The following is a 21271-nucleotide window of genomic DNA, read 5'->3' on the forward strand; positions in this document are numbered from 1 at the left end:
TTGGTCCCCTCACACGCCGTCGAAGGCGCGCTCCGCCGGGACGGCCTCGTCCACCGCGCGGATCAGTCGCTTCCCGCCGCGGTACCAGGACGGGTCCAGGCCGACGTCGCAGCCGCACCGGCCGATCAGGACGCGCTCGGGGCCGTGCCGCTCCATCGCCACGACGTCGTCGAAACGGAGCGTGTGGTGGGCGCCGGTCCGGCACGACACCACCGCGTCGTCCGTCAGAACCGTCCAGTGCCGGTCCCCGGCGCGGCGGAACACGCGTTTCACCGGGGGCTCGCGGAACGTCTCCCCCCACGGCGGGAGTTCGTCCCAGGTCCAGCAGGACGTGCACCACAGCCGACGGCCGTCCGGTCCTGCCAGGTCGAGGAGCACACCGTCCGGAACGACCAGCTGGGCCCCTGCCATGGCCTGCTGCCAGGCGTCGCGCACGTCCTGCGGGGTGACGCCGTCCAGGGCACGGCGGCCGTCCTCGTCGAGGTCGGGGGCCCCGAACAGCTCGGCGCGGGCGGCCGCTTCGAGCGCGAGTGAGCGCGCCTCCTCAGTCGCGTCCCCGCCCCGGTGCCGGTCCACCTCGTCCTGCGCGGTTTCGCTCCGCGCCAGCCGCAAGGCCTCCGACCACATGGTCGCGGCAAGGGCTTCGACTTGTGCCGGGGTGATCGGCGTGGCGTCGGGGGTGGGGGCGGCTTCGGGAGTCGGGGCGCCTTCAGGGAGCGGGGAGTCCTCAGAGTCCGGGGTGCCCTCAGAGCTCAGGTCGGCTTCGGGGGCGGCGGCTTCGGGAGTCGGCAAGGGTGGAATGAAGAGGAGGCGGATGTCGGTGGTGGAGTCGTGCGGTACCGTCGCTGCCCCGGTCGGGACGGCCGGCGTCTGCAGGCGGGCGAAGGCGGTGCTCGTCCGTTCCCGGAGGATCCGGTGGGCGACCGTCATGGCCGCGGACCCGGCGGGGGCCTCGACGGAGAGGGCGAGGCCGGCGAGGTTCCGGTGGGTCCAGGAGGCGCGCGGGTATCGGGCCCGGGGTGCGAGACGTTTCGGCCGCACGCCGGTCGGCAGCGGAAGCCGCAGACCGACGGGGTCGGGGCCGATCAGGGTCAGAATGGCGTTGGCGCGAGTGAACCAGGCCGCCGCGTGCCCCAGCAGCACCTCGGCGGTCAACGGCCGGTGCTCCACCGGCCGGTGCCCCCGGCGTTCCTGCCCGACCAGGCCGACCCCCTGCGCCCCGAACCGGGCATTGAGAGCGGCGGCCGCCGCCGGGGCGAGGGCGGCCACCGTCTCGCTGTCGCAGGTGTACGGCATCTCGTCGAGTCCGTCGGTCGGCAGAGCGCCCAGGACGCGGCAGAGCTCCCCGAGACAGTCGGCGACCTCCGATTGCGTACCCGAGACGGTGAACCGGGTCTCCGCCACGCCGGTCGACACGACCGGCCCCACCGCTTCGTGAAGCCGACGCCGGGTCTCGCGCACGGCGAGGTCGGCGACCAGGCGGTTGACGCCCCGCGTGCGATACGTCTCGTCCCGGGCACCCGCGCCGAAGAGCAGGGTCCCCCGGAGCGGCCCGGAATCGGCGAACCGGAGGACGGGCACACCGTCGACGTGGCTGTGATGCATGGGCGCACCTTAGCCAGAACATCCGTTCACCCTGCGGCCGGGCGACCCAGGACCGGCGCTAGTCCAGGTATCCCCTCAACTGATCCGCAAAGGCGTGATCCCGCAGCTTGTTGAGGGTCTTGGACTCGATCTGCCGTATCCGCTCCCGAGTCACGCCGAAGATCCTCCCGATCTCCTCCAACGTACGCGGGCGCCCGTCGGCCAACCCGTACCGCAGCTGGACGACCTTCCTCTCCCGCTCCCCCAGCGTCGACAGCACCGCCTCCAGGTGCTCCCTGAGCAGCAGGAACGCAGCCGACTCGACCGGCGAAGCCGCATCCCCGTCCTCGATCAGGTCGCCGAGGGCGACGTCGTCCTCCTCGCCCACCGGGGCGTGCAGCGACACCGGTTCCTGGGCCAGGCGCAGGACCTCGCTCACTCGTTCCGGGGCGAGATCGAGGTGCGCGGCGACTTCCTCGGGCGTCGGTTCGTAGCCGCGTTCCTGGAGCATGCGGCGCTGGACGCGGACGACCCGGTTGATCAGCTCGACGACGTGGACCGGGACCCGGATCGTGCGGGCCTGGTCGGCGAGGGCCCTCGACATGGCCTGGCGGATCCACCAGGTGGCGTAGGTGGAGAACTTGTAGCCGCGGGCGTAGTCGAACTTCTCGACCGCTCGGATCAGGCCCAGGTTGCCCTCCTGCACCAGGTCCAGCATGGTCAGGCCGCGTCCGACGTACCGCTTCGCGACGGAGACGACGAGTCGCAGGTTCGCCTCGATGAGGCGGCGCTTGGCCATCCGGCCCAGCACGACCAGGCGGTCCAGGTCGAGCGCCAACTGGCTGTCCAGGTCAGGGGTGTTGCTCAGCTTCTCCTCGGCGAACAGGCCGGCCTCGACCCGGCGGGCGAGTTCGACCTCCTCGGCCGCGGTGAGCAGCGGGATGCGGCCGATCTCCCGCAGGTACTGGCGGAACAGGTCCGAGGACGGACCTCCGGTGTCGGCCCGGCCGCGGGGCGGCTCGGGCGGTTCGACCGGCTCGGTCTCCACCTGCTCGAGGGCTTCCGCGGGCGGGGCGTCCTGCTCCGCCTCGGGGTGGTGCGCGACACGGCTCTGCGGGGGCACCGCGACGAGAACGTCCGCCTCGGCGTCCTGCTCTGTCGTGTCGTCCGTACTGTTCTCGGTCTGTGCGAGGGTCTGGGTCTGCACGGGGGCGACCTCCAGGATGATCGCTGCCAAGGAGGGCGGCAGCGGTACTTCGGGGGCGGAGTCGGCGGCCTCGCCGCTGTCCGTCCCGTACGCGATGAGCGGAATCGCGGGGGTCTGGGACCCGCTGGGGGCGGATCGGCCGCGCTCCGAGGACTCAGGCACCGGAACCCAGTGTGGAGTACGACACATCGCCGCCACGAGGGGCGTGCGGTGACTTTTTGCAATCGGGCCGTGACCGCGCAGTCACCTCGCCGTGCGGTCCGTCAGAGGGCGGAGGCGCCGTGCTCGCGTAGTGCCTGGCCGTACTGCTGGAGCACCCACAGTTCGTTCTGCACGGCGGCCAGGTGGGCCGGGTCGCCGCCACTGCCGAGGCGGACCAGGGTTCCCTGGATCTCCTGGATGCGGCGGTCGACGGCGCGGCGGCGGACGGTGACGAGCTGATCGCCCGCGTAGTTCTCGTCGACCGTCTTGCGCATGATCGCCTCGACGGCCAGCTCCGTGACCATCGCGCGGACCGCGTCGTCGGGGGCGGCCTCGCGGACCCGGACGAGGTAGTCCTGGGAGTCCTGCACGCCGTACTCGGCGCCGCCCGCGTCCATGATGGCCTGGCGTACGGCGGCGTAGGGCGGGGCGGTGAACTCGTCGATGCCGTACGCGTCGAAGGCCGGGGAGACCAGTTCGGGGCGCTGGAGGGCGAGCTTGAGCAGTTCGCGCTCGGTGGCGTAGACGGGGTTGCGCAGGGTGAGGGCGGGGCCGGAGACGGCGGGGCGGTGGGCTCCGTCGTACGACGGTTGCTGCGGGCCGCGTCCCGAGGGGGCCGGGCCCTTGCCGCCGCGGTCGCGGGCCCACCGGGCGAGCTGGGCCACCCGCTTGACCACGAACTGGGTGTCGAGGATGCCGAGCATGCCGGCGAGCTGGACGGCGACCTCGTGCTGGGCGCCGCTGTTCTTGATGCGGGCGACGATGGGGGCGGCCTCGTCGAGGGCGGCGGCCCGCCCGGCGGGGGTGTCGAGGTCGTAGCGGACGACGATCTGGCGCAGCGCGAACTCGAAGAGCGGGGTGCGGGGTTCGACCAGGTCGGCGACCGCGTCGTCGCCCTTGGCGAGGCGCAGGTCGCAGGGGTCCATGCCGTCGGGGGCGATGGCGATGTAGGTCTCGGCGGCGAACTTCTGGTCGTCCTCGAAGGCGCGCAGGGCCGCCTTCTGGCCGGCCGCGTCGCCGTCGAAGGTGAAGATCACGCGGGCCGAGCCGTTGTCCATCAGCAGGCGGCGCAGGATCTTGATGTGGTCGGTGCCGAAGGCCGTGCCGCAGGTCGCGATGGCGGTGGTGACGCCGGCGAGGTGGCAGGCCATGACGTCGGTGTAGCCCTCGACGACGACCGCGCGGGAGGCCTTGGCGATGTCCTTCTTGGCGAGGTCGATGCCGTAGAGGACCTGGGACTTCTTGTAGATCGCGGTGTCGGGGGTGTTGAGGTACTTGGGGCCGTTGTCCGCCTCGTAGAGCTTTCTCGCGCCGAAGCCGACGACGTCTCCGCCGATGTCGCGGATGGGCCACATCAGGCGGCCGCGGAAGCGGTCGATGGGGCCGCGGCGGCCCTCCTGGGCGAGGCCGGAGAGCAGGAGTTCCTTGTCGGTGAAGCCCTTGCCGCGCAGGTAGCGGGTGAGGTGGTCCCAGCCCTGGGGGCTGTAGCCGACGGAGAAGTGCGCGGCGGCGGCCTGGTCGAAGCCGCGCTCGGCGAGGAACTGGCGGCCGGTGTCGGCCTCCGGGCTGGTGGCGAGCTGCTCCATGTACCAGTCGGCGGCGATCTTGTGGGCCTCGACCAGGCGGATGCGCTCACCGCGCTGGTGGGAGGGGTTGTAGCCGCCCTCCTCGTAGCGCAGGGTGATGCCGGCCTGGCCGGCGAGGCGCTCGACCGCCTCGGAGAAGGAGAGGTGGTCGACCTTCATCACGAACGTGATGGTGTCGCCGCCCTCCTGGCAGCCGAAGCAGTGGAACAGTCCCTTGCTCGGACTGACCTGGAAGGACGGCGACTTCTCGTCGTGGAAGGGACACAGGCCCTTGAGGTTGCCCCCGCCCGCGTTGCGCAGCTGGAGGTACTCGGACACCACGGCGTCGATCGGGACCGCGTCCCGTACCGCCTTCACGTCCTCGTCGTTGATCCGTCCTGCCACGCGTGAAGTCTACGGGGAGGTACTGACACCTACGGGACGAGGCTGACGAGTGGAACGTGCGGGTCCGCCAGCGCCTCGGTGTCCACCTGGGCCCCGGACCGGATCAGTGCCTGGATCGGCTCCGTGACGTCCCACACGTTGACGTTCATCCCGGCCAGCACCCGGCCCTGCTTCACCCAGAAGGCGATGAACTCGCGCTTGCCGGCGTCTCCCCGGATCACCACTTCGTCGTACGAGCCGGGGGGCGCCCAGCCGCTGTACTCCATCCCCAGGTCGTACTGGTCGGAGAAGAAGTAGGGCACCCGGTCGTACGTCACCTGGCGGCCCAGCATCGCTCGCGCCGCCGCCGGGCCGCCGTTGAGCGCGTTGGCCCAGTGCTCGACCCGCAGCCGGTTGCCGAAGAGGGCGTGGTGGAAGGAGGCCACGTCGCCCGCCGCGTAGATGTCCGGGTCGGAGGTGCGCAGTTGTTCGTCCACCGCGATGCCGCCGCCGTGCGCCCGGTCCGCCAGTTCGAGCCCGGCCGCCTCCGCGAGGGCGACGCGGGGGGCCGCGCCGACCGCGGCGAGGACGTCGTGCGCGGGGTGCTCCTCGCCGTCGTCGGTGCGGGCCGCGAGGACCATGCCGTCCTGTCCGACGATCTCCGTCAGCCTCGCCCCGAAGTGGAAGCGGACGCCGTGGTCGCGGTGCAGCTCGGCGAAGAGGTTGCCGAGCTCGGGGCCGAGCACCGAGTAGAGCGGGGTGGACGAGGAGGCGACGACGGTGACCTCGGCGCCGTACTCCCGGGCCGCCGCCGCGACCTCCAGGCCGATCCAGCCGGCGCCGGCGATCACGAGGTGGCCGTTGTCCCGGCCCAGGGCGGCCAGCACACCCTTGAGGCGCTCGGCGTGGGCGAGACGGCGCAGGTGGTGGACGCCCGCCAGGTCGGTGCCCGGGATGTCCAGGCGCCGGGGTTCGGCGCCGGTGGCCAGCAGCAGTTTGTCGTAACGGACTGCGGTGCCGTCCTCGCCGAAGCGGACCGTCTTCGCCGCACGGTCGATGGCGTCCACGGTCTCACCGAGGTGCAGCTCGATGTCGTTGCGCGCGTACCAGGCGGGCTCGTGCACGAAGACGCTGTCGCGCTCCTCCTTGCCGAGGAGGTAGCCCTTGGAGAGCGGCGGGCGCTCGTAGGGGTGGTCGCGTTCGTCGCAGATCAGTATCACGCGGCCGGTGAAGCCCTCCGTCCGGAGCGTCTCGGCCGCCTTGGCGCCGGCGAGACCTCCGCCCACGATGACAAACGTCTGATCCGCGTCGACCACTTGATGCCTCCTCGTAAAGGTGCCGCCACATGGGAGCGTCCCGCACGGAGTGGGGTGGGGGAAGAGGGAGTGGTCCGATCAGGCCACGGAGCGTCACATTCGGGCACGATTCATGTCACTCCGGTCTTCTCCGCACTACTTCTGTCCCGCAAGCATCACAGGCGGCCCGTGAGACGGGCGTGAAGCGAGCGGGCGGACGCGTCGGTGAGGGAGGCGATCTGGTCGACGATCACCCGCTTGCGCGCGCGGTCGTCGGTCGCCCGGTCGAACAGCGCGCGGAACTGGGGGTCGAGGCCGTCGGGCGCGCGGGCGGTGAGCGCCTCGGCGAGTTCGGCGACGACGATCCGCTGGTCGGCCCGCAGCCGCGCCTGCTCGGCGCGCTGCATGACGTACCGGTCGGCGACGGCCTTGAGGACCGCGCACTCCAGGCGGGTCTCGTGCGGTACGACGAGTTCGGCGCCGTATCTCGTGAGCCGCCCGGTGCCGTACCGCGCGCGGGTGGCGGCCTCGGCGGACAGGCAGAAGCGGCCGATGAGCTGGCTGGTGGCGTCCTTGAGGCGGGCCTGGGCCACGGCCGAGCCGTCGTAGCCGTGCGGCCACCACTCCTGGTCCTGGAGGCGGTCCAGTGCGGCGGCGAGTTCGGCGGGGTCGGTGTCCGCGGGGACGTACCTGCCGAGGGCGACCTCGAAGACCGCCCGGCGTTCCGGTTCGGCGTGCAGGCAGTCGGGGTCGATGTGGCCCGCGTGCAGGCCGTCCTCGACGTCGTGGACGGAGTACGCCACGTCGTCGGACCAGTCCATGACCTGCGCCTCGAAGGTGGTGCGGGTGCCGGGGGCGTCCTTGCGGATCCAGTCGAAGACGGGGTGGTCGTCCTCGTAGACGCCGAACTTCCGGGAACCGGGGTCGCTGGGGTGCGCGCCGCGGGGCCAGGGGTACTTGGTGGCGGCGTCCAGGGTGGCTCTGGTGAGGTTGAGGCCCACCGAGCCCTCCTCGGTGAACCGCTTGGGTTCGATGCGGGTGAGGAGCCGCAGGGACTGGGCGTTGCCCTCGAAGCCGCCGCAGTCCTCCGCGAATTCGTTCAGGGCCTGTTCGCCGTTGTGGCCGAACGGGGGGTGCCCGAGGTCGTGGGAGAGACAGGCGGCTTCCACGAGGTCGGGGTCGCAGCCGAGGGCCGCGCCGAGCTCCCGGCCCACCTGGGCGCACTCCAGGGAGTGCGTCAGGCGGGTGCGCGGGCTGGCGTCCCACATCTCGTTGCGGGTGCCCGGTGTGACGACCTGCGTTTTGCCGGCGAGCCTTCTGAGCGCGGCGGAGTGGAGGACGCGGGCGCGGTCGCGTTGGAAGGCGGTGCGGCCGGGGCGCTTGTCGGGTTCTGGGGCCCAGCGTTCGGTTGACTGCGGGTCGTACGGCATGCCTCGACAGTACGGGCAGGCGCTGACAATTCGCCTGCACGTCAGCCCGGATCCACCCGGATCCACCGGGATCAGTCCGGATCAGCCGGGATCAGCCGGGATCAGCCGTACGGCGCCCCTAGGCGGCCGACGTCGCCTGTGCCGGCAGTGCCTGGTCGTAGCGGTGGAGGAGCAGGCTCGCCATCGCGGGGTGGGTGCCCAGCGGGGCCGACGCCAGCCACGGGGCCTTCGCCGCGCACTGGGTGGCGAACAGACCCGGGGCCGTGAAGTACGAGGCCACGGCCACCCGGTGACGACCCCTCGCCGTGAGGGCGCGGATCGCCGTGTCGACCGTCGGGGTCGCCGCGGAGGCGTACGCCGGGACCACCGGGACTCCCAGGCGGGCCGCGAGGAGCTTCGCCGTGTGGCGGGTGTCGACGGCCGAGTCGGGGTCCCGGGAGCCGGCCGCCGCGAGGACCACGGCGCTCGTGCGGCGCGTCTCCTCGTCGGCGTCCGTGCGCCAACCCGCCTCCACCAGACGGGCGTGGAGGGTCTCCACGAGCAGCGGGTGCGGGCCGAGCGGAGCCGCCACGCGGGTGCGTGCCCGTGCCGCCGCCGCCATCTCGGGGATGTCGCGCTTCACGTGGTAGCCCCGGGAGAGGAGGAGGGGGACCAGGACCGCTTCCGCCGTGCCGAGGGAGGCGAGCGTGTCCGGCAGCAGGGGCTCGTTGAGCTCGATGTGGCCCAGGTGGACCGGCAGGTCGGGGCGCTGTTCGCGGACCTGGTCCAGGAGCCGGTGGACGGTGTCCAGGGTGCGCGGGTCGCGGCTGCCGTGGGCCACGACGACGAGCGCGGGCGGTTCGTGGTGCCGCCTGCCGTCGAGCGGTACGAGGCCGGGCTGGCTGCTGATCCGGTTCATGCACCGATGGTGACGGCCTGAGGTTGCCTCCCCGTTTCACGGCAATAACGCGTGCTTTCCAGCGGTTCACCGTGCGGGACCCGGCCGTGTGAGGAGGCGTGACCTGCGACTTCATGCCCGAAGGTGAGCCTGGTCACGCTTCGGCGGACGAACCGATCGGCCCGGCGGCTCGTCTCTGCTTGTCGGGAAGCGACCGGGGAGGGACCGTCCGATGCGACTGCCGAGGCTCCGCAGACCGCGCCTGCCACGCACGCGTGCCGGGCGGCGCAGGCTCGTGCAGGCGGTGATGGCGGGGTGTGTGCTGGCGCTGCTGCCGTCGACCTGGATGTACGTCGTGACGGGTGACCGGCTGCGCACCACGGCCGACGTGCCGCGCACCGAGGTCGCCGTCGTCTTCGGTGCGGGGCTGTGGGACGGCGAGCCGTCGCCGTATCTCGCCCACCGGCTCGACGCGGCGGCGAAGCTGTACCGGGAGAACCGGATCGAGGTCGTCCTCGTCACCGGCGACAACAGCCGCAAGGACTACGACGAGCCCGACGCCATGCGCGCGTACCTGACCCGGCACGGCGTCCCGGACACGCGGATCGTCAGCGACTACGCCGGCTTCGACACCTGGGACTCCTGCGTGCGGGCCCGCAAGATCTTCGGTGTGGACAAGGCCGTGCTGATCAGTCAGGGGTTCCACATCCGGCGCGCGGTCGCCCTCTGTCAGGCGGCGGGGGTCACGTCGTACGGGATCGGCGTCGAGGCCAAGCACGACGCCACCTGGTACTACGGCGGCACCCGGGAGGTCTTCGCGGCGGCGAAGGCGGCTCTGGACGTGGTGTTCCGGCCGGACCCGCGGTTCCTGGGGCCGAAGGAGCCCGGGGTGACGGACGCGCTGGCCTCGGCCCGCTGAGCACGACCACTACCTCGACACCGGGTACGTGCAGAACTTCCTGCCCCGGTGCTGAGGCGTGCCCGGGGGCGGGGCACGTCCCGCCCCCGGGCACGCCGTCACCGGCCGGTGAAGCGCGGGGCGCGTTTCTCCAGGAACGCCGTCATGCCCTCCTTCTGGTCCTCGGTCGCGAACAGGGCGTGGAAGACCCGGCGTTCGAAGCGGATGCCGTCGCGCAGGCCCGTCTCCATGGCCTGGTTGACGCACTCACGGGCCGCCCTGACCGCCGTGCGCCCGTACGAGGCGATCGTGGCGGCCGCCTCCATGGCCTCCGGCAGGACCCGGTCGTCCGGCACGACCCGGGAGACGAGGCCGCGGCGCCCGGCCTCCCGCGCGTCCATCGTGCGGCCGGTGAGGACCAGGTCCATCGCCGCGGCCTTCCCGACCAGTCGGGTCAGCCGCTGGGTGCCGCCGATCCCGGGGATCACACCCAGTTTGATCTCCGGCTGCCCGAAGACCGCCGACTCCCCAGCGACGACGAGGTCGCACATCATCGCCAGCTCGCAACCGCCGCCCAGCGCTGGGCCGTTGACGGCGGCGATCTTCGGGGTGCGCAGGTCGGCGAACTCCTCCCAGTCGGCGAAGTAGTCCTCGGCCACCATCTGCGCGGCCGTCCTGCCTGCCATCTCCTTGATGTCGGCGCCCGCCGCGAAGACCCGCTCCGAGCCGGTGACGACGAAGCAGCCCACCTCGGGATCGGCGTCCAACGGGCGCAGTGCGCCGAGGAGTTCGGACAGCAGCGCCGAGCTGAGCGCGTTGAGCACGTGCGGGCGGTGCAGGCGTACCGTCACGACGGCGCCGTGCCGTTCGAGCTTCAGGTGGTTCATCGCACTTCCCTTCTAGGAGTCCCAGATCGCGCCGTACGCCGGGATGCCGCGGCGCTCCAGGCCGTGCACCACCTGCCAGGTGAGCTTCTTGTTGGAGATGCAGATGACGGCCTCGGCGCCGAAGTCCCGGTAGGCCGCGTAGGCGAGGCGCACCATGTCGGGCTTGCCGTGCCGGGAGGTGTCCCAGACCAGGGCGTGCGGCTGGGCGGCGAGGATCTCGTCGACCAGGGCGTCGCCGTAGGTGGTGCGCGGGTCGCGGGTCGCCCAGACCAGGCGGGAGGGCACCTCGGCGGCGAGGAGGTGGGGCAGACAGGGGCCGATGCCGCTGCCGGTCGCGACGTAGACCACCTTCGTGAACAGGGTCTCGATGTTGGCGACCCCGGCCGTGGTGATGCCCTTGACCCAGACCTTCGGCGGGAGGTCGTCGATGAAGGCGCCCGTCCAGTCGCCGGCCCGGGAGATGGTGAGCCGGAAGCCGGGCTCGCCGGGTGCGGGGACGTTGGCGAAGGAGTGCCACTCCGTCAGCGGGCTGCGGCTGATCGCGGTGGAGGAGCCCGCGAAGGGGGTCTCGCCGTGGTCGAAGCGGGCCAGCACCACGTGGGAGGAGGGGCGTTCGAGGCGTACGGCGACCTTGCGCAGCCGGAGCCAGGGCAGGGCGACGCTGAAGGTGACGAGTGCCAGGACGGTCACCTCGAAGGGGCCGGGCGCGGCGAGGAGCGTGTGCGTCCAGAAGAGGGCCAGGGCCGTCCAGCCGCCGAAGCGGTGGATCTTCTCGAAGTGGTCGTGGTGGCGGGAGCGGAAGGGCGGCAGGGCCGTGGCGACGATGAGCGCGAGGAGCGCGATCAGTGTCCAACCGACCGCCATGAGAGGGCCGTCGGGGGTGGTGAGGGTCAGCGCCAGGAACCACGCCGTGCCCGCCAGTGCCCCGCCGGCGTGCAGTCCGCCGAAGTGGTAGACCTTCCCGAGCGTCCAGCGGATCCGCAGCGGCCAGCTCGTCGGGGGCCGGGTGGCCAGCCGGAAGAGGAGGTTGACGACGTACTGCTGGCGCACGAGCACGGCCAGGGCGAGGTCGACGAGGGCCGCGTGGCCCATGACCTGCGCGGACGGCACCCAACTCGCCCAGAGGAAGGTGAGGTTGGCCGCGAACACCAGGGCCGCCAGCCGGTTGTAGTGCATCAGGCGCGGGTGCTTGAGCAGGCGCCGGACGCGGGGGATCAGCGGAGGGAGCTCGACCGTGTCCCGGTCGAGCGAGGTGGTCATCGGACCGCTCCCTGAAGCGCCTCGCCGTGCAGGGCCATCCGCAGCAGCGCCGCCTTGTCGATCTTGCCCCGGTCCGTCTCCGGTAGGAATGGCAGGGGCATGACAGATTGAGGGACGCAGTAGTACGGCAGCGCGTCCGCGACCGCCCGCCGGGCCCGGTCGGGGTCGACGTCCGCCGGGCAGACGAAGGAGACCAGGGTGCGGGCGTCCTGTCTCAGGGTGACCGCGCGGGCGCAGCCCTCGACCGACTCCAGGACCGCGGAGACCGAGTCGAGTTCGACGCGGAAGCCGCGGACCTTGACCTGGTCGTCGGTGCGGCCGAGGTGTTCGAGCTCGCCGTCGGGGGTCCAGCGGCCGAGGTCGCGGGTGCGGAACATGCGGTGGTCGCCGCCGAGGAAGGGGTCGGGGGCGTAGCGCTCGGCGTTCAGCGCGGGGTTGTCCAGGTAGCCCGCCGAGACGCAGGCGCCGCCCGCCCACATCTCGCCGACGGCGCCGATGGGCAGCGGGCGCCGGTCGGCGTCGAGGACGTAGACGGTGTTGTTCGGGGTGGGGCGGCCGATGGTGAGCCGCGGGGCGGTCGGGTCGTGGCGGCTCATGGTGTTGACGATGGTCGTCTCGGTGGGGCCGCAGCAGTTGTGGAAGGCGGCCTGCCCGGCCCAGCGGTCGGCGAGCGGGCGCGGGCAGGGCTCGCCGGCGACGGCGACCGTGCGGACGCGCGGGCAGGCCGCCGGGTCGATGCCGGACAGGACGGTCGGGGTGGCGATCAGGACGTCGGCCGTCCGGGCCGCCGCCGTGAGGTCCCTGCCCCGGATCACCAGGGTGCCGCCGTGGGTGAGGCAGCCGAGGATCTCCCAGGCCGCCATGTCGAAGGCCACGTTGAGGAGGTGGGCCACGCGGTCGCCGGGGCGGATGCCGAGGCCGCCCGGTTCGGTGAGGAGGAGGTTGGCGACGTTGCGGTGGGTGACCTTCACGCCGTTGGGGCGGCCGGTGGTGCCCGAGGTGAACAGGACGTAGCAGCCGTCGTCGGGGCGGGCCGTGCTCGGAGGCGCGCTCGCGGGCTCGTACGGCAGCGGTTCGTCGAGGGTGATCACGTGCGGGCCCCGGGGGACGCGGGCCGCGTGCTCGGTGACGGTGAGGACGATCCGGGTGCGGGCGGTGCGGATCACGTGGGCGAGCTGGGGTGCGGGGGTGAGGCCGATGTCCTGGGGGACGTAGGCGGCGCCCGCCTTCAGGATGCCGAGCAGGCCGACGAGCATCGGGATCGAACGGCGTACGAAGAGTCCGACGTGGTCGCCGGGCCGTACGCCCTCGCGGACCAGGCGGGCCGCGAGGGCGTCGGCGTACCGGTCGAGCTCGCCGTAGGTGATCGTCGCTCCCGCGTGTTCCGCCGCCACGGCGCGCGGGCTCGCGGCGGCCCGGCGTTCGACGGCACGGTGGACGAGCGGGTCCGGGACGGGAACGGCGGGGCCGTGGCCGTAGGCCCGGAAGAGGTGTTGATCGCGGGGGGTCAGCAGGCGCAGAGACATGCCGGGGGAACCTCCTGGCTGGCTTCTCGCATGACGGGGTGCCTGGCGCCAAGCTGGATCCGCGCTCGACTGTAGTCGCGGTTTTTCAACTCTCAACTAGGCGTGACCGGCCAATCACGCAACGAATCGCGCCACATGTGGCGTCTTTCACACCAGAGGCAACGTCCGTGCCGCCCGGCGGCGACTCTCCGGTGGACGAGTGTGTGCCTCACCGCTTCCGGGCGCCGGGCGGGAGGTCGCCGTCTTGGGCGCGTAACAAAGGGCCCTCCCCGGCGTAACACGGCCGACGCACGCTGAGGAGCATGCAGAACTCCGCGACGCCCACGCACTGCCCGTACTGCGCCCTGCAGTGCGGCATGAACCTGACCCCCGCTCCGGACGGGACCGTCGAGGTCAGTGAGCGCGCGGACTTCCCGGTGAACCGGGGTGCGCTGTGCGGCAAGGGCCGCACCGCGCCCGCGGTGCTCTCGTCCCGGGTGCGCCTGACCTCCCCGTTGGTGCGCTCCGGGGGCACGCTCGTGCCCGCCACCTGGGACGAGGCACTGGACCGGATCGCCGAGGGGCTGTCCCGCACGCGCACGGAGCATGGCCCGGACGCGTGCGGGGTCTTCGGTGGGGGCGGCCTGACCAACGAGAAGGCGTACACGCTCGGCAAGTTCGCCCGGGTCGTCCTCGGCACCTCGCAGATCGACTACAACGGGCGCTTCTGCATGTCGTCCGCGGCGGCCGGCGGCATGAAGGCCTTCGGCCTGGACCGCGGGCTGCCCTTCCCGCTGGAGGACATCCCGAAGTCCGGCTGTGTGATCCTCGTCGGCTCCAACCTCGCCGAGACCATGCCGCCCTCCCTGCGGTTCTTCACCGAGCTCAAGGAGAACGGCGGCACGCTGATCGTCATCGACCCGCGCCGCACCAAGACCGCCGAGCAGGCCGACCTGCACCTGATGCCCCGGCCCGGCACCGACCTCGCCCTCGCCCTCGGACTGCTGCACCTGGTGGTGGCGGAGGGCCGTACGGACGAGGCGTACATCAGCGAGCGCACGGTCGGGTGGGAGGACGCGCGAGCCGCCGCGATGGCCCACTGGCCGGAGTACGTGGAGCGGATCACCGGCGTGCCGGTGCCCCAACTCCGGGAGACCGTACGGCTGTTCTGCGAGCCGGAGTCCGCGATGGTGCTCACCGCGCGCGGGCCCGAGCAGCAGTCCAAGGGCACCGACACGGTGAGCGCGTGGATCAACCTGTGCCTGGCGACCGGGCGGGCGGGACGGCCGTACAGCGGGTACGGCTGTCTGACCGGGCAGGGCAACGGACAGGGTGGGCGCGAGCACGGCCAGAAGGCCGACCAGTTGCCGGGCTACCGCAAGCTGGACGACCCGGCGGCGCGGGCGCATGTCGCCGAGGTGTGGGGCGTGGACCCCGACTCGCTGCCCGGACCGGGGCGCAGCGCCTACGAGTTGCTCGACGCGCTCGGCACCGACATCAAGTCGCTGCTGCTGATGGGGTCCAACCCGGTGGTGTCGGCGCCGCATGCCGCGCACATCGAGGAGCGCATCAAGTCCCTTGATTTCCTCGCTGTCTGTGATGTCGTGCTGTCCGAGACGGCCGCCCTCGCGGACGTGGTCCTGCCGGTGACGCAGTGGGCCGAGGAGACGGGCACGACGACCAACCTGGAGGGGCGGGTGCTGCTGCGCCGGAAGGCGATCACCCCGCCGGAGGGCATCCGCAGCGACCTGGACGTCATGCACGAACTCGCCGACCGCCTCGGTGTGGAGAAGGGCTTCCCGACCGACCCCGAGGAGGTCTTCGAGGAGCTGCGCCGGGCGAGCGCGGGCGGCCCGGCCGACTACTCCGGGATCACGTACCGGCGGCTGGCCGAGGAGAACGGGGTGTTCTGGCCCTGCCCGACAGCCGAGGAGGAGCCGCACCCCGGCACCCCGCGTCTCTTCCTGGACCGTTTCGCCCACACCGACGGCCGGGCCCGTTTCGTCCCCGTCTCGCACCGGGCCATCGCGGAGGAGCCGGACGAGGAGTACCCGGTGCTGCTGACGACCGGGCGGGTCGTGGCCCAGTACCAGTCCGGCGCGCAGACCCGCCGCGTGGACGAACTGAACGCCGCCGCGCCGGGACCGTTCGTGGAGCTGCACCCGCGGCTCGCGGAGCGGCTGGGGGCGGCCGAGGGCGACCCGGTGGCCGTGGTCTCGCGGCGCGGACGGGCCGTGGCTCCGGCCCGCATCACGCTCGGCATCCGACCCGACACCGTCTTCATGCCCTTCCACTGGTACGGCGAGGGCCGCGCCAACACCCTCACCAACCCGGCGCTGGACCCGACCTCACGGATGCCGGAGTTCAAGGCGTGCGCGGTGCGGGTGGAGGCGGTGGAGCGGTAGCTCACCTCAGCAGCCAGTCGCCGCTCTCGATGAGCTCGCCGCGGGCGCGCAGGCGGGCGGCGACGGGGGCCGCCGCCACATAGACCCAGGCGCGCGCGGAGGTGCCGTCGGCCGTGCGGATCACCTCGCGGGCGACCCGTTCGTAGAGGTTGCGCGGGTCTCCCGGCCTGTACTCCTCCAACTCGTCGAGGGCGACGAGCAGTTCGGTGTAGGCGTCGACCCGCGGGGTGACCAGTTCCCCCGTGACCGCTCCCCCGGCCTCCTCGACGACGTACGGATAGCCGGGACCGTCGTACAGCCGTGCGCCGACGAGTCGGCACGGCTCCTCGGAGCGGACGCGGCCGCGCAGGAAGAGGTCGTGGTTGACCTCGCCGGGGCGCAGGGTGCCGTAGACGAAGAACGGGAGTCTCGCGGGGGTCACAGAAACGATTCTCTCCCCTCACACACCTGCACGTGGCGCGTATGGACACGGCTTGTCATGGCCTCTTAAATCTTCGTCAACGTCCGCGCCACCCCCACGCGCCCCATTGGCGCCTTTCTGAGGAGACCGATGAGTCGGATACGGCCGTACGTCCGAGGTGCCCGTTCCCGTCGTCTCGCCACCGCCGGAGTGGCCGCCACCGCCGCCACCCTGGCGGCCGCCGCACTCTCCCCCGCCGCCGGCGCCGCCGACCGGCCCACCAGGGCCACCGCACTGGAGAACGCCGCCTCCGTCCTGGCCGACCGGGCCTCGGCGCTCGGGCTCACCTCCGCCCAGGGCACCAAGGTCCGTGACGTGATCGTCGACGCCGACGGCGCACAGCACGTCCGGTACGACCGCACCTACCGCCAACTTCCCGTGCTGGGCGGCGACTTCGTGGTCCACCTGGCTCCGGACGGGGCGTACAAGAGCTCCTCGCGCGCCACGAGGAGCACGATATCCCTGTCCAGTGTCACCCCGGCCCTGTCCGGCCCGAAGGCGGCCGACCTCGCGGCGAACGCCCTCAAGGCGGCCAACCTCGGCGAGACGCTGAAGAAACTGACCGCCAAGCCGCGACTGGTCGTCGACGCCCTGCACGGGGCGCCGAAGCTGGCCTGGCAGACCGACGCCGCCGCGCAGGACTCCCTCGGCAACCCGGTCGCGCGGACGGTCCTCACCGACGCCCGCACGGGTACGCAGATCGACGCGTGGGACAGCATCGAGCAGGCGTCCGGCGACGGCAAGTCGCTCTACAGCGGCACGGTTCCGCTGGAGACGACCCAGTCGGGATCCACGTACCAGCTCAAGGACGCGACGCGCGGGAACACGTACACCGGCGACGCGGCGAACAAGACCGACCTGTGCTTCCTGACCATCTGCTTCAGCCGGGCGCCCGCGACGCTGTTCGCCGACGCCGACAACCACTGGGGCACGGGGGCGACTTCGGACCGGGCCACGGCGGCGGTGGACGCGCAGTACGGGACCGACGTCACCTGGGACTACTACAAGAAGGTCCACGGCAGGAACGGCATCGCGGGGGACGGCAAGGGCTCCTACAACCGCGTCCACTACGGCAACGACTACAGCAACGCTTTCTGGGACGACAGTTGCTTCTGCATGACGTACGGCGACGGTGACGGGACGCAGCTGGGCCCCCTGGTGTCGCTGGACGTGGCCGGGCACGAGATGTCGCACGGCGTGACGTCGAAGACGGCGGCGCTGACGTACTCGGGTGAGTCGGGCGGGCTCAACGAGGCGACCTCCGACATCTTCGGCACGCTGGTGGAGTTCTACGCGGGCAACACCTCGGACACCGGCGACTACCTGATCGGCGAGAAGATCGTCCGCTCCGGCTTCGGACGCGATGCCCTGCGCTACATGGACAAGCCGTCCAAGGACGGCAAGTCCGTCGACTCCTGGAGCAGTTCGGTCGGCGACCTCGACGTGCACTACTCCTCCGGTGTCGCGAACCACTTCGCGTACCTGCTGGCGGAGGGCAGCGGGCCCAAGACCGTCAACGGGGTCAGCTACGACTCCCCCACCTCCAACGGCTCCACGGTCACCGGCATCGGCCGCGACAAGCTGGGCGCGATCTGGTACCGGGCGCTGACGGTCTACATGACCTCCTCGACGAACTACGCGGGGGCGCGCGCGGCCACACTGAACGCGGCGAAGGACCTCTACGGCGCCGGCAGCACGGAGTACAACGCGGTGGCGGCGGCCTGGAGCGCGGTGAACGTGAACTGACCTCTCTTTTCCGGCAGTTGTGGTGCGGCCGCCTCGGGTTCCGGGGCGGCCGCGTTCCGGTCGGGACGAGGAGGGCGCGTGGGCGAGGGCGACCCGCACATTCATGTCGAGGTGAAGGTGGTTCGGGGCGAGGCCGCCGTGCGCGGCATGTTGGCGTCCACGTTCGGCTTGGTGGGCGACCTCCCGAGCGCCGTCGGCACGGGGTGCGGGCTGCGGGTGCCGTACGCCATGACCTCGCCGCGGCCGGACCGGGTGACGTGCCTGGCCTGCCGGGAGCACGCCCGGTCCGAGCATCTGCGCTTCGCCGACGAGATCGAGCGCATCGGCGGCCTGCCGGGATCGTCCGTCACCGCCGGGCAGGCGAGGGCGGTCGCCGAGCGGCATCGGGCGCTCGCGGAGGGGTTCGCCTCCGGCGCCGGGGGATGACGAAAAGCGATGGCAGCGGGTCCGTACGCGCGGTTACGCTCCACCGCCGGTACCGCCCCCTGACCACGGAGCCCCATGTCGACCGCCACGAAGATGCATGCCGACGAGCTCGACATCGACTCGGCGCTGGTCGCGGGGCTGATCGCGGAGCAGTTCCCGAAGTGGGGCGACCTGCCCCTCAAGAGGGTCGCGTCCGCCGGAACCGACAACGCCATGTACCGGCTCGGGGACGACATGGTCGTACGGCTGCCTCGACTGCCCGGCGGCGGCCACCAAGTGACCTTCGAGCAGCGGTGGTTGCCCAAGCTGGCTCCGCATCTGCCGCTGGCCGTGCCGGAGCCCCTGGCGATGGGCGAACCCGGGCGGGGGTACACGCTGCCCTGGGGTGTGTACCGGTGGCTGGACGGGGACAACGCCTACGACTCGCCGGTCACCGAACTCGCTGACTGCGCTGTCGAGTTGGGGCGGTTCGTCACCGCGCTGCGAGCGGTCGACGCGACCGGTGCGCCGGCCTCCTACCGCGCCGGGCCCCTCCACCTCGCCGACGACGACACCCGGCTCGCGATCCGGGACCTCGGCGCCGCCGGCATCCTGGACGCGTCCCGTGCGAGCGCCGTCGTCGACGAGGCCCTAGGACTCCCGCACTGGGACCGCGCCCCGGCCTGGCTCCACGCCGACCTCCTCCCCGGCAACCTGCTCACCGCGAACGGCCGCCTCACCGCGGTCATCGACTTCGGCTGCCTCGGCGTCGGGGAACCCACGGCGGACACCCTGCCGGCCTGGACCCTGTTCACCGGCGAGAGCCGCCGCCTGTTCCGGGAGGCGGCGGAGATCGACGACGCCACGTGGGAGCGGGGGCGCGCCTGGGCTCTGATCTGGGGAGTGGGCGCGGTGCACTACTACCGGGACGGAAGGAACCCGGTCCTGGCGGAGGTGGGGCTCCGGGCGATCGAGGAGACGCTCGCGGAATCCTGAGCGAACGCGGTCCCACCGTGTCACGGAAGGCGGGGCGCGAGCCGCAACACGAGTGGCGCGCGAGCCCCGCCCCAGATCGGCACGGCACCCCCCGGGCGCGCTCCGGACCGGCACAGCCGCGAAAAGGGCTCTGCCTCGCACAGTCCTGAGCGAACGCGGCCCGGCCCTGTCACAGACGGGGCGCGGGCCATGAAACGAGTGGCGCGCGAGCCCCGCCCCTGGGCCGGCGAAGCACCCACCCCGGGCGCGCGCACCGGACCCGCACAGTCGCGGAAAAGACTCCGCCGGGCATCGGCGCAGCCCTCAGCCGAAGTCCGGCAGGGTCAGTGTGCCGTCCTCCGCCAGGGGGAAGCCCGGGTTGTACGCCACCTCCCAGGCGTGGCCGTCCGGGTCCGTGAAGGCACTGGAGTAGAAGCCGATCTCGTTCAGCGCGGCCGGCTTGGTGATGGTGCCGCCCGCCTCGGCCACGTTGGCGAGCAGGGCGTCGACCTCCGCCTGGGAGCGGACGTTGTGGGCGAGGGCGATCCCGCCGAAGCCGTGCGTCGGACCCGGTTCCAGACCGCAGTCCCGCGCGAGTTTCTCCCGGCTCCACAGGACGAGGCCGAGGCCGCCCGCCTGGAAGAAGACCGTCTCCGCGACCTCCTGGCCGCGCCAGCCCAGGGCCTCGTAGAAGGCCTTGGAGCGGGCGAGGTCCGAGACGCCCAGCGTGATCAGGGTGATGCGCTGTTCCATGCCCATCGCCTCACCGTAGCGCCGGTACGGGGAGGGGCGCCGTTCACCCGCCGTACGGCATGGCTGCCCGCCCCTCCCTCAGCACCCTTCCCCACCACACCAACTGGTCCAGCATCGTCTTCGCCGCCGCGTCCGGGCCTGACGGATCCTTCAGGCGGCCGTCGGCGAAGGAGCCTCCCGCGTTGTGGAAGCTGACCGTGTCCCTGACCGTCACCGCGTGGAGTTCGGCGAAGACCTGGCGGAGGTGCTCCACGGCGCGCAGACCGCCCGAGATGCCGCCGTAGGAGACGAGGGCCACCGGTTTGGCCTGCCACTCCGTGAAGTGCCAGTCGACCAGGTTCTTCAGGCCGGCCGGATAGGAGTGGTTGTACTCGGGGGTGAGGACGACGAAGGCGTCCGCCGAGGCGAGCTTGGGGGTCACCGAGGCGAGGGCGGCGGTCGTCTCGGGGGTCGGGGCCATGGACATGGGCAGGTCGGCCCCGGCGACGTCCACGACGTCCGGGACCAGGTCGTCGCGGTCACGCAGGCGGTCGAGGAGCCAGTCGGCGACCACGGGGCCGAAGCGCCCGTGGCGGTTGCTGCCGATGACCAGGGTGACGTGGAGAGGTGCGGTGTCTGTCTGCATGCGGGACAGCCTGGTACCTCGACCTAAGTTGAGGTCAAGCGCGGATCGCGAGCGACGGGTCACCCGTTCACACGCGCGCCCCGCGCCCTTCGAGTTCTCTTCGCCGACCCGGCCGCCGCACGGCGATGACCTGCTGAAACTTCCGCCGACCGGGGTCGGGGCGCAGCGATCTGACACCCGTTCACCATATTTCTGACGCTCCCTCAGGAAGCGGGCTCGGCCCACTGCCACTTACCTCGAAGGCACAGGGACCCACCCGAGAGCTCGAAGGAGCACCATGCGCCCCACCACCCGCCTGCTGACCGGCAGCGCGCTCGCCGTCGCCGCCGCCGGCCTCGTCTGTGCGCCCGCGTCCGCCGGCGACACGGGCGGGCTCGAGGTGTTCCCGTCGTCCGTGGTGCCGGGCGGGCAGGTCACCGTGAGCACGGCGGCGTGCGGGAACGGCGGTACGGCTGCCGCGGGGGACGCCAGCGCGGTGGGCGCGGGCGCCTTCCCGCTGGCGCCCGGCACGCACGAGGGTGACGCGACCGGGCGGTTCCTGGTGCCGCCGAGCGCGCAGCCGGGAACGTACGAGATCGCCGCGACCTGTGCGGAGGGTGGTCGGCGGGTGACCGGTGACCTGGTGGTCACGCTGACGTCCCAGCGTCAGCCGGTGGCTCCCAGAGGAAGTGTGAAGACGGGGGTCGGTGGCGCGCTTGGCCCCGATCCCGTGCAGACCGCGGCCGGTGTGGCGGCTCTCGCCGTCGCCGCCGCGGGCGGTACCTGGCTCCTGCATCGCCGGGCGAGCGGCGACGGGATCTGACGGACAC

18 protein-coding genes are annotated in these 21271 nt (G+C 72.2%); 6 read left to right on the forward strand and 12 right to left on the reverse strand.

Annotated elements, in window-relative coordinates; all coding sequences use genetic code 11:
* Nucleotides 1–9: 9 nt before the first annotated feature.
* From ABZ098_RS04210 to ABZ098_RS04235, 6 genes are all read right to left on the reverse strand, one after another.
* Complete coding sequence (locus ABZ098_RS04210; RefSeq protein ID WP_356587009.1) at nucleotides 10–1605, reverse strand: hypothetical protein; 1596 nt, start codon at nucleotides 1603–1605, stop codon at nucleotides 10–12.
* 58 nt (nucleotides 1606–1663) lie between these two features.
* The gene (locus ABZ098_RS04215) at nucleotides 1664–2953 is read right to left on the reverse strand and encodes an RNA polymerase sigma factor (protein WP_356587010.1); all 1290 of its coding nucleotides are present in this window, start codon (nucleotides 2951–2953) and stop codon (nucleotides 1664–1666) included.
* Between the two features lie 101 nt (nucleotides 2954–3054).
* Complete coding sequence (dnaG, locus tag ABZ098_RS04220; protein WP_356587011.1) at nucleotides 3055–4962, reverse strand: DNA primase; 1908 nt, start codon at nucleotides 4960–4962, stop codon at nucleotides 3055–3057.
* A gap of 29 nt (nucleotides 4963–4991) precedes the next feature.
* On the reverse strand, nucleotides 4992–6257 hold the full coding sequence (locus tag ABZ098_RS04225) for an FAD-dependent oxidoreductase (RefSeq protein ID WP_356587012.1): 1266 nt from the start codon (nucleotides 6255–6257) through the stop codon (nucleotides 4992–4994).
* Between the two features lie 155 nt (nucleotides 6258–6412).
* On the reverse strand, nucleotides 6413–7666 hold the full coding sequence (locus tag ABZ098_RS04230; protein ID WP_356587013.1) for a deoxyguanosinetriphosphate triphosphohydrolase: 1254 nt from the start codon (nucleotides 7664–7666) through the stop codon (nucleotides 6413–6415).
* Nucleotides 7667–7784: 118 nt separating this feature from the next.
* Complete coding sequence (locus ABZ098_RS04235) at nucleotides 7785–8564, reverse strand: sirohydrochlorin chelatase (RefSeq protein ID WP_356587015.1); 780 nt, start codon at nucleotides 8562–8564, stop codon at nucleotides 7785–7787.
* A 211-nt stretch (nucleotides 8565–8775) separates the two neighbouring features.
* Here ABZ098_RS04235 and ABZ098_RS04240 point away from each other — a divergent pair, with 211 nt between their 5' ends.
* Nucleotides 8776–9462, forward strand: a complete 687-nt coding sequence (locus ABZ098_RS04240; protein WP_356587017.1) for an ElyC/SanA/YdcF family protein — start codon at nucleotides 8776–8778, stop codon at nucleotides 9460–9462.
* 98 nt (nucleotides 9463–9560) lie between these two features.
* On the opposite strand, the gene ABZ098_RS04245 is transcribed toward ABZ098_RS04240, so the two are convergent.
* Genes ABZ098_RS04245 through ABZ098_RS04255 form a run of 3 tightly spaced genes read right to left on the reverse strand, consistent with a single transcriptional unit; the run spans nucleotide 9561 to nucleotide 13114 of the window.
* A complete protein-coding gene (locus ABZ098_RS04245) occupies nucleotides 9561–10328 on the reverse strand; it encodes an enoyl-CoA hydratase-related protein (RefSeq protein WP_356587019.1) in 768 nt (255 codons plus the stop codon).
* A 12-nt stretch (nucleotides 10329–10340) separates the two neighbouring features.
* Nucleotides 10341–11588 (reverse strand): hypothetical protein, encoded by a 1248-nt coding sequence (locus ABZ098_RS04250; protein WP_356587021.1) that lies wholly within the window; start codon nucleotides 11586–11588, stop codon nucleotides 10341–10343.
* Complete coding sequence (locus ABZ098_RS04255) at nucleotides 11585–13114, reverse strand: amino acid adenylation domain-containing protein (RefSeq protein ID WP_356587023.1); 1530 nt, start codon at nucleotides 13112–13114, stop codon at nucleotides 11585–11587. Before ABZ098_RS04255 ends, ABZ098_RS04250 begins: the two co-directional genes overlap by 4 nt.
* Before the next feature lie 302 nt (nucleotides 13115–13416).
* Here ABZ098_RS04255 and ABZ098_RS04260 point away from each other — a divergent pair, with 302 nt between their 5' ends.
* Nucleotides 13417–15498 (forward strand): molybdopterin oxidoreductase family protein, encoded by a 2082-nt coding sequence (locus ABZ098_RS04260; protein WP_356587025.1) that lies wholly within the window; start codon nucleotides 13417–13419, stop codon nucleotides 15496–15498.
* Nucleotide 15499: 1 nt separating this feature from the next.
* Here ABZ098_RS04260 and ABZ098_RS04265 read toward each other — a convergent pair whose 3' ends face one another.
* On the reverse strand, nucleotides 15500–15919 hold the full coding sequence (locus tag ABZ098_RS04265; protein ID WP_356587027.1) for a gamma-glutamylcyclotransferase family protein: 420 nt from the start codon (nucleotides 15917–15919) through the stop codon (nucleotides 15500–15502).
* Between the two features lie 129 nt (nucleotides 15920–16048).
* Here ABZ098_RS04265 and ABZ098_RS04270 point away from each other — a divergent pair, with 129 nt between their 5' ends.
* The 3 genes from ABZ098_RS04270 (at nucleotide 16049) to ABZ098_RS04280 (ending at nucleotide 19105) form a co-directional block, all read left to right on the forward strand.
* On the forward strand, nucleotides 16049–17704 hold the full coding sequence (locus ABZ098_RS04270) for a M4 family metallopeptidase (protein ID WP_356587029.1): 1656 nt from the start codon (nucleotides 16049–16051) through the stop codon (nucleotides 17702–17704).
* Between the two features lie 78 nt (nucleotides 17705–17782).
* Nucleotides 17783–18130, forward strand: coding sequence for a hypothetical protein (locus ABZ098_RS04275; protein WP_356587031.1), 348 nt, complete (start codon nucleotides 17783–17785; stop codon nucleotides 18128–18130).
* A gap of 75 nt (nucleotides 18131–18205) precedes the next feature.
* Nucleotides 18206–19105 carry an aminoglycoside phosphotransferase family protein gene (locus tag ABZ098_RS04280; RefSeq protein WP_356587033.1) on the forward strand — a complete coding sequence of 300 codons (900 nt, stop codon included), beginning with the start codon at nucleotides 18206–18208 and terminating at the stop codon, nucleotides 19103–19105.
* 303 nt (nucleotides 19106–19408) lie between these two features.
* On the opposite strand, the gene ABZ098_RS04285 is transcribed toward ABZ098_RS04280, so the two are convergent.
* Nucleotides 19409–19837 (reverse strand): VOC family protein, encoded by a 429-nt coding sequence (locus tag ABZ098_RS04285; protein ID WP_356587625.1) that lies wholly within the window; start codon nucleotides 19835–19837, stop codon nucleotides 19409–19411.
* Nucleotides 19838–19880: 43 nt separating this feature from the next.
* The gene (locus ABZ098_RS04290) at nucleotides 19881–20462 is read right to left on the reverse strand and encodes an NAD(P)H-dependent oxidoreductase (RefSeq protein WP_356587035.1); all 582 of its coding nucleotides are present in this window, start codon (nucleotides 20460–20462) and stop codon (nucleotides 19881–19883) included.
* Between the two features lie 277 nt (nucleotides 20463–20739).
* Here ABZ098_RS04290 and ABZ098_RS04295 point away from each other — a divergent pair, with 277 nt between their 5' ends.
* Nucleotides 20740–21264, forward strand: a complete 525-nt coding sequence (locus tag ABZ098_RS04295; protein ID WP_356587037.1) for a hypothetical protein — start codon at nucleotides 20740–20742, stop codon at nucleotides 21262–21264.
* Nucleotides 21265–21271 lie beyond the last annotated feature (7 nt).

Source organism: Streptomyces sp. NPDC006335, from assembly GCF_040612795.1.
Taxonomy (GTDB): Bacteria; Actinomycetota; Actinomycetes; order Streptomycetales; family Streptomycetaceae; genus Streptomyces.